Below are 11,253 nucleotides of genomic sequence, written 5' to 3'. Positions count from 1 at the left end.
AAGCTTCTTGAAAATTTGATTCTTTGCCTGCAAGCTGTACTTGAGTTGCTCCTAATTCTGTCTCTAATCCCAACACTTTCGCCTGGGCCTGGTGAAATTGTTCTTGCCACTGTTTGAGTTCGGAATAGCTGGTTTTTTGCTGTTTTTCCAGCAAGCGGATTTTTAGCCAATCTTCAAATGGCCAGAATGGAGAGGCTGGGAAATGAATAACTCGATCGATCGCACCTTTCGATTCGCTACTGAGATTGCCAGCTTGGGTTTCCAAAAGTTGATATAGTTCTAAGGCTTCGGGAAAATATTTTTCTATTAAACTCGGTCTGTGACTTTTGACAATATCGTTGACTAATAAAGATTCTTCAAAATTGTCGGCTGGTATCGCACCTAAGTTAACATTAAATTTTTCGTTAACTCGATCGAGGAAAAGTTCAGGAGTGTTGCCGATGGGGTAAACGTTGGCTAGGAGACAGCGATGGGGGAAACGTTCGTAAAGTTCTAAAACTTTTTGATTGTAGTGAATCCACATTTTTACTGCCATTTCGGGATTTTGCAGCAAGCTGACATCGGTTCCCCGGCGGTAAAGGGAATCGACTACTTCCCAGGGCGATCGATAAACACAGATAAAATTAGCTTCGGGGAGCAAATTCAGCCAAAAATCCCAAAAAAGGGCTGTTCGCGGGTCTTTCCAACCCCAATGTTTGTGAGGAAGTTGATTTTGCTCGATCGCCCTTTTGGCGATTTCCACGTATTCTGCTGCTACCGGAATCGTTTTTTCAAACGTACATCCGAGTTCATCAATACCGTGCGATCGCAAAACACTTTTGTGGAACTCCACAAAATCAACATTCTCGAAATGACCTTTCACATTTCCGTCGGCCGGGCCCACTAACTTTTTGCCAATATCAACCCCAACTTTCTGAAACAAAGAAGCTGTTAAAGACGTACCGGAACGGTGCATTCCGGTAACAATAAAAACCGACGGTTTGCTGTCATTTGTACTCACAATTTATCTCCCTCGCCCTAATTCCCACACCAACCAAATTTACTCACTAATCTCCCGCTAAGCCCAGCTTTCGCCTGACTTGAAACCACGCGCTTCTGAGCTTCCAGAACTTGCTGCTTTCCATTGCCAAAACCCTACACTTCGCTTGCTCTAGTTCTTGCTTCAGATTAATTAGCTGATTTTCGGTTTTTTCCAACTGCGTTTGCACAGATACTAACTGATGTTGAGTTTGCTCCAATTGCATTTGAGCTGCAACTAATTGACTTTGAGTTTCTTGCAAATTTGTTTGAGATTCTTCCAACTTTGTTTCAGTAATCATTAACTTACTTTGATTTTGATCCCATTCAATCCTAGCCGACTCTAACTGAGTCTCAAGTAATTTGAGTTTTGTCTGAGTAGAACCCAATAAAGACTGCGATTGTCTTTGGTTAATCAGCGATTTTACAGTGCAAGTTTCCAGAATCCATTCCCAACCATAGTTGTTGATTGCTTTGACTATTAACACATCCTGCAACCCTACAGTGTTTTTGGGTAAATAACAGCTCCACCCCGACTGCAGAGCCCCATCAGTTTCAAAATATCCAGCCACATCCGGGCGATCGTAAAAAGGCTCGCACCTCTGTACAACCTCCCCGTTTACCAGCACTTGCAGATCCTCAACTCGACCGTTGAGATTCACATCAGCTACCCATCCTTCCAGATACAAATTATCCTTATTCGTAAAAGCAGCAACATCAATATATCCTTCTGGGTGGTGATTGAAATTCAACTCCGAAAAATCTCTAACTAGCTCATTTGTGACAACATACAAATCCTGAAATCTGCATATGCCTTTTTTGATGCGGTGAACAAAAGCTTTGCCTCCGCTAACTCTCTCGACACATTCTCTCACAAACTTTTCAGTTACATAAGTTGTGCCGTATTCCTCCTTATCTAAAGACTGGCTTTCGCTTTGAGCACTAAACAAAATACCATTAGCCGGCATTTCTATATTGGCTAAGCGCAAACACTCATCGTGAACGCTGAACATCAAAATGCCGTTAGGAGTCAACAAATCGTACAAATTTTGCAACCAACTTGTAAAAGTTCTTTCCGGCATATGGCTGAAAAAAGAATTAGCCAGAATGCAGTCAAACTTGCGGTCAATTAAATAATTTTCGGGTTTTCCAGTTGAGACAATACCGTTGACGCCCAAGTATTCAGTTTGAAACTTAACCGCGTTAGCATAAATATCAGAAACCCAAATTCGTTCCGGCGGTATTTCCTGAATCAAAAACCTGGTAAATCGACCGTAACCGCAGGCAAAATCTAGAAAAGAAGGTACATTTTCAAAACTGCCAAAATGCCATTCCACAACTTGTTTAACCGTATCCAAGATGCGACGCCCGATCGAATAATAGCGCACCAAAGCCCGATCGCGATCGTCTTTGACGTTGTTCAAGCTGAACAAATACATTTCATCGTCTTCGCAGATATTCAGTTTAAAATTTTCGGGAAACTTAGTTTGATCTTGAATAAATGCTTTGATTACGGGATTTTCGACTAAATCTAAATTGATATCGCTCATTTTTTTTACAGAATTTTAGATAACCTCTGTTGACTGCTCTTTCACTAGAGTATCAGCATTAACAACAGTTAAACACGGTTCGATCAGCAAGTCAACGATGCCGTTACCGCAGGACTCAGTACAAGACTGAACTCTAAACATCGCCACATCAACACAGCGATCCAGATAAGTTAAATCTCCATCTACCGTTCCCACAACCCCAGCATTCAGAAAATAAACACCGGGATTCAGCAAACATTTAAAATGAAACTTTACTACAATTGTCGTTCCCGCTTCCACATACCTCACTGACTGAGTAGAAGCCTTCAAAGAAGCACCCGCCAACTCAAAACCACTAATTGTTTTAATCAACATTCCAAACCTAACTTTGGAAGTTGACCGCGAAAAAGTGACAGAGTAAGTATAAATATAATCTTGACGACCGAGCAAGTGATTTACCACATTTCCCTTCAGCGTCTCGATGTGGGGGTTGATAATTTCCGCTCCACGAGACGGATACCTTACCGTATTCGACGGTATCATCCCCGGATCGTAAAATTCATCGTAATATTCCTGCGGTTTTGAGAGATGTTGCTCCGGTTTAACTTCCCTCTTTGTGCTTTCTAAATTAGCATCCTGAAGCTGGTTTTGACTTTCCTGTTTTGTCAGTTGGTTCAGAGCTCGAATATCTGACTTCAACCCCAGAACCTGATCCGGATCGGCATAAATCAGCTTTTGATACTTAGAAATTACCACCTTCGGCGTGTGAGCGAGCAGCAATTCACCGCTATCCATTAAAATCGCCGAGGTACAAAGTTGCACCACAGAAGTAGCAGCATGAGAAACAAATAAAATTGTTCCGCCACCTTCCTGAATGCTTTGCAAGCGGGCAAAACACTTGCGTTGAAAAGCTTCGTCCCCCACCGAAAGCGCCTCGTCAACCACCAAAATATCTGGCTCGACGCTAGTCGCAACCGCAAAAGCTAGCCTGACAAACATACCGCTAGAATAAGTTTTGACTGGCTGTTCGATGAAATCGCCAATATCAGCAAAAGCAGCTATATCGTCAAACTTTTCTTCAGTTTCTTTTTGATTGAATCCCAGTAACTGAGCGTTAAAAAACACATTTTGTCGCCCGGTAAATTCCGGGTTAAACCCGCTTCCGAGTTCCAACAAAGCGGAGACTCGGCCTTTAACATCGACGCTTCCTGTAGTAGGTGTGAGCGTCCCCACAATTATTTGCAGGAGAGTGCTTTTCCCCGAACCGTTGCGGCCGACGATTCCCAGAGTTTGTCCTTGAGGAATTTCCAGATTGATGTCGTGTAGGGCCCAAAATTCGTCAGCAAGTTTTTTGGTGGGGTAAATAATTTCCTTTAAGCGGTCTCCTGGACGATCGTACCGCTTAAAGCATTTGGAAACATTTTTTAGTGAAATTACATTTTCTGTCATCCGATTTTAGATTTTAGATTTTAGATTTTAGATTTTAGATTTTAGATTTTAGATTTTAGATTTTAGATTTTAGATTGACTTTACAGCATATTCGGTGGTTCATAAAGTACATTAGCAGCTCTATTGTGTGGTGTTAATCTGTAGGGTGCGGATCTGCGAGATATTGGATAAAACTTGCAGATTGACGGGTGGCGACGCACCTTACACGGGCTAGAAAATTGTGTTTACTACATATACATAGAATATGCTGTATATCTCAAACAAATTTACAGCATATCTCAAACAAATTTACAGCACGTCAGCAAAAGCGGGACGCAAACGCCGGTAAACCGCCAAACCTCCACAAAATATAGCAGCCGAAATTAGCGTGGCGACACCCCATTCGCCCCAATGCTTAACTTCTCCAAGCAGTATGAGGTCTCGATAAACCTCCGAGATGGCGGCCATTGGATTCAGCCAAAATACCCACCCTCGCCACTCTTGCGGGATGATGGATGCTGGGTAGACGATCGGCGTCAAATAAAACCAAAAATTTAGAATAACACCTAATGTCTGAGGAATGTCTCGCAAAAATACAGTCAAGCCGGCTGTCAAATATCCCAAACCAGCAGTTATCAGCAACTGAGGCACCCACACCAACGGCAGTAAGCATAAAGTAGCGTTGAGCTTTTGCGACGACACTGCAACTATCACAATCAAAGCTGCTAAACCCAGAGAACTTTCAATAAAAGCTGTAAAAATCGGCACTAGGGGCAGTAAACCGAGAGGAAATACCACTTTTTTGACTAAATTCGGCTGCCCCACCACGGAGACTCCCGACTTGATCAAACCGCTGGTGAAGGCAGTCCAAGGCAGCAAACCGGCAAACAACCAGACTCCAAATGTAATGTCGCTGTTTTCTGGGAAGCCTGCAAGGCTGAGCTTTACCTTGAGGACGATCGAGAATACATAAGTGTAAATCACCAATTGCGATAGCTGATTCAGCAGCGGCCAAAAATTGCCCAGAATCGAGCCTTTGTATTGAGCTTCCAAGTCCCGGCGCACCAATGTTGCCAGCAGATTCAGCTTCGCCCACCGCTGCCTACTTGCGGGCGGCCTGCCGCCCACCCTTCGGGCTTTTTGGGCAACTTCTTTCACAGTTCTCTGCAATTTTTTCGCCCTCGTTCACTACCTTCACACCTAAATCAACTCAAGCTACAACTGTGCAGCTTTTGCTAAACCGCAATTATTCCACAGCCCCGTCGTTTTGATCAAGGATCTGCCACCCTGGCTTGGGCTTCTTGTTTCGGTGTTGCTGATTTACGGTATGAAAGACTAAATATGCAAATCCTAGAAACCATTATCTACAAAGCTTCTGGATTTTCAACTTATTTTTTTCATGCCCTGATTAAGCAACGCCCTTCGTGTTCATCGGGAAGTGCCACCAGCTTTGGATGCCGTGCAGGATGGCTTCTTTACGGAGCTCGTCCTGGGGCGTGCGTTCGGAGTGGACAATGCCTCGCCCTGCCCTCATCTAGTTCACCGCACCCCTGACGGATTTCTTGAACACTGCCGACACTAACGACTAGCAACAAAGCGAAAAGTTAGGAAATTAAAAAAATCAGGCTACTAAGAGACAAGTTGTGATATAGCGTGCAACTATTTTTTTGCCGATATTCACCTAAGCTGAGCTCGATAGATTATGTAATATCCGACTTTTCCGACTTTAAGATCCGACTTTTCCGACTTTCAAAGGCAGGGGAGGGGAAATATTATAGAGATAAGATGCGTCTCAAAAGCTGTGGAAGCAATTAATAGCCTTTCATAACTTTTGAACGATACAGTTATAGGCAGGGTTTAATGCTACAAAAGGGGGTTCTACTTAATTACTGACCTATTGTTCTGAGTGTGGGCGACGATCGCACATCGAGCGTAAAATTACGGCTATTTTTTAGCTCGTAATTTACAGAATAGTGCGTCCATCTTTTTTATATTAGTAAATCCCTATGGATGGAGGGATATAAGGATGTACTAATTATCTCAAGAACTATTTGCTCTCGAAGTGAATGTAAATTGGGGCCTTTCTTCTCAAGCTTTTTCTACGTTACTTACGTCCAAACCAGGAAATGTTGAATTTTTACCTTCCATTACCTTTTGTTTACACAAACTTTATTGATTTCCCTTGACAAGCATCTATCCAAAGAATTAAGGTAAGTATGTCTAAAGATAGATGACAAATAAACAAGTTGAGGAGTAAAGCGGGCAAAAAGATTAAATTGAATCTACAGAGGGTAAGCTGTGGAGCATTTAAACCAGTAACGAGGCTAGTAGGGTGCGTCAGCTAGAACCCTTACGCTGAAACGGAAAACCTTAGATGCTGACGCACCTTACGCAAGTCCTTTAAATGCCAAACAGCTTAGTAGCTCGAAAAATCCGAGTATTACTGCTGCCAAGGCATTCAAGAGCGGACGTATGGTTGCAATAGCAGCGTCCGGCAAGAAATTTCGTACTGAGCCAACTTTTTGAAAGGTGCCGAAAGATTTGGGAGGACAATGGGTGCAGTTAGCTGTCTTCCAAGTGAAAGTGAGGGTTCGACCCACACAAAAGCAATATAGCGCGTCTAAATAATTGTGTGATTTTTTCTAGGAACAATCCCCCGTTTGGTTGTCCCAATCGCTCCGAGATAGGTACTCTTGGCACTACCCCTATCCTATCTATTTAGATAAATGATTTAGGCTCGCTATACGGACAAATATTACCCATTTATCTCAAAGCCCAATGCGTTTTTTGAATTTTGTGAGGGTAATTTATAAATATATTGCTCCTTATAGATGGCTAGCTATCTTCCTTTGTAGCAGTCAGATTTTTGAGGCCGCATTTGAATCAGCAATGAGGATCAGCTTCAAGTTTATTATTGATGCAGCCATTGTTCCTCAAAATTATAGTCTTCTGGTTTGGATTCTGTTGCTCTTGGGAGGCGGAGCGATTGTATTTATCGTTGTTGGCTTGCTGGGCGACTTTTTATCAGCTAAATTGGGGATTCTGTTACTCAACAACATCCGCTGTTCTCTATTTGAGCGCATCCAAAGCCTTTCAATGGAGTTTTTTGGGCGACGTTCAGCCGGGGATATAATTAACTGTTTCCAGGCGGATGCAGAGAAGGTAGAAAATAGTCTCATACTTGGTCTGCCAGTTGTTATTTTTTGCCTGAGTAACATCCTTTTTTCGGTAGTTTTCCTATTTTCCCTTAACTGGCAGTTGGCTGTTCTAAGTTGCATCGGTTTGACTTTCTGTGCAATTGCACCAGCAAATGTTGCCCGTCGTGCCACCAAAGAAGGCTATCATCTCCGGCAAAAGGAAGGACACATCGCCAGCGTAATCGAAGAGAATCTGCTCTCCCAACCCGTTGTCAAGATATTCGGTCTAGAAAAACGAGTCTCAAAAGATTTTTCTGCCCAGTTGAATGACTTGAAGCGGGTTTATGTCCGGGCGAAGTTTCTGTCTAGCTTAGTGCAAAGAATTCCCAGTCTCGCTTTTGTCTTAGTGCAGCTTGTTATTTTGAGTCTTAGCGCGGTGATGACCTACGGGAATTGGATTTCAGTAGGGACACTCGTCTCGTATCAGGTTCTATTGCTCGGTTTGCATTCAACTATCCTCAACTTTACCTGGGGGCTGCCTTATTTAATCGATGGAGTGACAGGACTGCAACGTATCAATGATATTTTGGCTGAAATACCTGAAGTTCAGGAAGCACCGGGCGCGATTGATTTGCCACATTTTCAAAGTGATATTTATTTTGATAATGTCAGCTTTAGCTACTCCAAAGATAGAGGCGGGGTGAAAAATCTATCGCTGAAGATTCGCCAAGGAGATTTTGCAGTATTTGTCGGTCAGAGTGGCGCAGGCAAAAGTACAATTGTCAATTTGCTGACACGATTTTATGACCCGGATAAGGGACGCATTCTGTTGGATGGAGTTGATTTGCGCGACTGCACTATACGCTCACTGCGTTCTCAAATCGGACTGGTTTCTCAAGAGGTGATTTTGTTTAATGGCTCAGTGCGGGAAAACATCCGCATGGGCTATCTGGAAGCGAGTGATGAACAGGTAGAAGCCGCAGCGAAAGCCGCAGAAATTCATAATTTTATTTTGACTTTACCTCAAGGTTATGACACTCCTGTTGGCGACAGGGGGGGACAGTTATCAGGGGGACAAAGGCAAAGAATTGCTTTAGCTAGGGCGTTGGTGAGAAATCCAGCCATTCTGATTCTGGATGAAGCCACATCAGCGCTAGACCCCGCAACAGAAGTGGAAATTATGACAACTTTAGAGAGCATTGCCCAGAAATGCACAGTGATTGTCATTACCCACAAAATGGCTCATGCCTTGCGTGCAGATGTCATGTTTGTGATGGATAAAGGGTGCCTCGTTGTTACTGGTTAACCTACATATTTGATTCAACAAGGAGGAATTCATGTCACAGTTCGGCAACCAATTAATGGAGAAAATATCGATGTTTCAGAAATTGCCTGTGCCTAGCAGTAAGCTGTTTGTTTGGGCGTTTATTCCTTACCGCCTTACAGAAAAAGGATGGGAGAGTAAAGACTATGACACCCCTGCGACTCGTCAAGAACTGGCAGATGTATTTGCCGAACTCGGCATCAAGTGGAAGTGGCAGCCAATCACTTTTGAAAATATGCACGAAGTTGTTGAGGAGGTGGCTGCTTTCAGCAAAGAGTACATTCCAATGGTACTGAACTTTTGTGCTGGGGATGAAGATCCTAACTATCCTGGCACTTGCGTCATCAAACTACTGGAAGCAAAAGGCATTCTCTTTACGGGTGCAGATTCTACCTTTGATTATCTCTGCTCATCTAAACTCAGAATGAAGCGTGCTTTTGTTGAGGAGGATGTAGCTACGGCTCCCTACGAAGTCATTGCAGACCCTAGCCACGTTCAGGGAGTTTGCGAACGTCTTGGTACTCCTTTGATTGTGAAACCAGCGATTTCTTTTGCAAGCCGAGGGATTTCTTTGCAGTCAGTTGTCGAAAGCGATGAACAGGTGAGTTTACAACTCCAGCGATTGCTCCAAGGACAGCATGATATGCAATTCCCGCCGGACAGTATTTTTGTGGAACGCTTCATCAATGGTCGTGAGTTTACAGTCTTTCTTTTGGGTTCCAGCCAGCAGCCAGAGAGTATCAAAATCTATCCACCTGCGGAACGGGTGTTTCACTCCAATCTCCCTAAAACTCAACGTTTTTTGGCTTACGATTGGTACTGGACAAAATATGAAGAGGGTTCTCTCTTTTCACCAGAAGAACCGTTTTGCCGTTACGGACTGGTTGGTTCTGACTTGCATGACAAGCTTTGTGAGTTAAGTAAGCTGGCTTATTGTGCAGTTGGTGGTAATGGATATGCACGGGTAGATATACGCATGGACACAGCCTCCCAAGAACTGTTTGTTTTGGAGGTGAATCCTAACTGTGGTATTTCTTCTTATCCTCTCTCTACGTTCGATGATAACGATCTTGGCGCTACTTCTGTTGGCACGATCTTGCACCTTGCTGGCATCCCGTTTCCACAACTGATGTCAGAAATGATCGCTGAGGCTTTTGCTAGACAGTCTACCCAGTTACAACTGGCGAACAAATCAGCGTGAAAGTACACCGACATTTATTGTCCTAGTCAAAAACTGAAGCTGGTGACAATTTCCTAGAGATTGGCTGTTTTAAAACAGTAAAACAGCCTTCCTTGATTTTCGATAAGTATTTTTGATTGAAGGCGATATCAACAAAAATGGCTCATTTTATCTTCTAGGGTAATTGATGAGCCAAATATTCGTTATTGACATTTTTAAATCAAAAATAGAAGATAACTTTCTTGATATTATTTGGAAAATAATTGGCAAAAAAATCAGAAAATGTTCTCTGAAATCGTCTTTAGAATGTAGCAAATCAAAAAAACAACCTTTAACTTTATTACAGGAGTAAAAAAAGTGTTGCAGTTGAAACAAATCCCTAACATAGTATCTGAACGGCAACTTCCAGTCGTTAACAGCTACAACGAATGGGACCCTCTCAAAGAAGTCATTGTGGGTTGCGTAGAGGGCGCGGTAGTTCCGAAGTTAGAGCCTGCCCTCCTGACAAATACATCCCCCCAAAACTTGTGGTTTTTCCAAAAGTATGGCGGTCAACCCTTCCCCCAAGAACTTGTGGAAGCTGCCTCTAAAGAACTGAACGAGTTTTGTCAGGTTTTAGAAGCTGAAGGGGTCACTGTTCGACGACCCGATCGCATCGACTTTTCCCAGACCTACAAAACCCCAGATTTTGAAGCTTCCGGTTTCTATGCCACGATGCCCCGCGATGTGCTGATCGTCGTTGGCAATGAAATTATTGAAGCACCGATGGCTTGGCGATCGCGCTTTTTTGAATACCGTGCTTACCGTTCCTTAATGGTCGAGTACCTGCGACGGGGGGCAAAGTGGACACCGGCACCTAAACCTTCCATGTCAGACAAATTTTACGATCTTGAGTACGCCACAAAACCCATCGACCAACGGTATGCTCTCACCGAAAAAGGGCAATTTGTGACGGGAGAACTTGAACCCAGTTTTGATGCTGCTGACATTGTACGCTTTGGGCGAGATTTATTTGTGCAGCGCAGTCACGTCACTAACGAAATAGGAATTACCTGGCTCAAACGGCATCTAGGCGACCAATTCCGGGTTCATGTGGTCAAATTCCCAGACCTCAATCCCATGCACATTGATGCCTCACTCGTACCACTTCGACCGGGATTAGCATTAGTGAACCCCGCAAGACGTTGCATTCAAACCGAGCTTTTTAAGAAAGCTGGCTGGGAATTAGTGGATGCGGCTCCCTCCACCCTTCCCGACAACTGGCCGATGTATATGTGTAGCAGTTGGGTGTGCATGAATATTTTGAGCTTAGATCCCGAAACAATTTTTGTGGAAAAGCAGGAAGAACCTATGCAGAAACTCCTCAAAGATTTGGGATTTAAAGTAATTCCGGTTGATTTCCGTCACGTTTATACCTTCGGCGGGTCATTTCACTGCGTAACTTGCGATGTGCGGCGGGACGGTCAACTGGAAGAATACGGCTTTACTGAACCTTTGGAAGAAGATGAGCTTGAGGGATAAGAAAGCTTCCTAACCATGAGTACGCACTAGAATCTCGATACTAAAGCACGGTAATGGCGTGACACGCTTTAAATGTTGCAGTAGAAAAACCTTGATTAAGTCAGAAGTAAACTGATA

7 protein-coding genes are annotated in these 11,253 nt (G+C 43.5%); 3 read left to right on the top strand and 4 right to left on the bottom strand.

Annotated features, from left to right (window positions below):
• The 4 genes from QT984_RS05590 to QT984_RS05575 all read right to left on the bottom strand — a co-directional run.
• A partial coding sequence (locus tag QT984_RS05590) for a sulfotransferase family protein (RefSeq protein WP_445243003.1) occupies positions 1-1,000 on the bottom strand: 1,000 nt, incomplete at its 3' end.
• Between the two features lie 46 nt (positions 1,001-1,046).
• On the bottom strand, positions 1,047-2,567 hold the full coding sequence (locus QT984_RS05585) for a methyltransferase (RefSeq protein WP_333260564.1): 1,521 nt from the start codon (positions 2,565-2,567) through the stop codon (positions 1,047-1,049).
• A gap of 15 nt (positions 2,568-2,582) precedes the next feature.
• Complete coding sequence (locus tag QT984_RS05580; protein ID WP_333053521.1) at positions 2,583-3,995, bottom strand: ABC transporter ATP-binding protein; 1,413 nt, start codon at positions 3,993-3,995, stop codon at positions 2,583-2,585.
• Positions 3,996-4,283: 288 nt separating this feature from the next.
• On the bottom strand, positions 4,284-5,132 hold the full coding sequence (locus QT984_RS05575; protein WP_445243004.1) for an ABC transporter permease: 849 nt from the start codon (positions 5,130-5,132) through the stop codon (positions 4,284-4,286).
• Positions 5,133-6,752: 1,620 nt separating this feature from the next.
• Between QT984_RS05575 and QT984_RS05570 the strand changes: the two genes are divergently transcribed.
• From QT984_RS05570 to QT984_RS05560, 3 genes are all read left to right on the top strand, one after another.
• Positions 6,753-8,417 carry an ABC transporter ATP-binding protein gene (locus QT984_RS05570; protein ID WP_333053520.1) on the top strand — a complete coding sequence of 555 codons (1,665 nt, stop codon included), beginning with the start codon at positions 6,753-6,755 and terminating at the stop codon, positions 8,415-8,417.
• 31 nt (positions 8,418-8,448) lie between these two features.
• Complete coding sequence (locus QT984_RS05565) at positions 8,449-9,636, top strand: hypothetical protein (RefSeq protein ID WP_333053519.1); 1,188 nt, start codon at positions 8,449-8,451, stop codon at positions 9,634-9,636.
• Positions 9,637-9,972: 336 nt separating this feature from the next.
• On the top strand, positions 9,973-11,136 hold the full coding sequence (locus QT984_RS05560) for a NarL family transcriptional regulator (protein WP_333053518.1): 1,164 nt from the start codon (positions 9,973-9,975) through the stop codon (positions 11,134-11,136).
• Positions 11,137-11,253: the final 117 nt, after the last annotated feature.

Source organism: Microcoleus sp. Z1_B2, from assembly GCF_036700325.1.
Taxonomy (GTDB): Bacteria; Cyanobacteriota; Cyanobacteriia; order Cyanobacteriales; family Microcoleaceae; genus Microcoleus.
The sequence above is the reverse complement of the archived record's forward strand: the minus strand, read 5'-3'. Positions and strand labels throughout refer to the sequence as shown.

Coding starts and splice junctions, on each gene's coding strand:
- QT984_RS05585 (WP_333260564.1), bottom strand. CDS start 2,567: ATGAGCGATATCAATTTAGATTTAGTCGAAAATCCCGTAATCAAAGCA.
- QT984_RS05580 (WP_333053521.1), bottom strand. CDS start 3,995: ATGACAGAAAATGTAATTTCACTAAAAAATGTTTCCAAATGCTTTAAG.
- QT984_RS05565 (WP_333053519.1), top strand. CDS start 8,449: ATGTCACAGTTCGGCAACCAATTAATGGAGAAAATATCGATGTTTCAG.
- QT984_RS05570 (WP_333053520.1), top strand. CDS start 6,753: ATGCGTTTTTTGAATTTTGTGAGGGTAATTTATAAATATATTGCTCCT.